The sequence below is a fragment of the Pseudomonas sp. HY2-MNA-CIBAN-0224 genome (assembly GCF_040310285.1).
GTDB lineage: Bacteria > Pseudomonadota > Gammaproteobacteria > Pseudomonadales > Pseudomonadaceae > Aquipseudomonas > Aquipseudomonas helleri.
In genome coordinates this window covers 1-229 of record NZ_JBEOPQ010000982.1, presented here as the reverse complement: position 1 = coordinate 229, position 229 = coordinate 1, and the positions used below count along the sequence as shown (strand labels likewise).

Below are 229 nucleotides of genomic sequence, written 5' to 3'. Positions count from 1 at the left end.
ACTATGCTGAGTGTAGGCAGTATTAAAGACGTTTGCATCGTTGTGATCGAGCAGCAAGCCTTCACTATAAAGCTCCCAACTCGGATATTCAGCCTCATAATCAGTGACAGGGTAGAGCGGCAATTGAGCTAAAGGTCGCGGCAAATCAGCCAGTGAATTTTTAAAAGTATCATTGGCTTTTTTATCAGTCTCAGCAGTTTGATTATTATCTTGCCATAGTGCATCGATA

The 229-nt window shown here is 41.9% G+C and carries 1 protein-coding gene; it reads right to left on the bottom strand.

The window, feature by feature from the left end; genetic code table 11:
- The coding region (locus tag AAEZ03_RS29175; protein WP_502948002.1) for a hypothetical protein at positions 1 to 229 on the bottom strand (229 nt) is incomplete at both ends.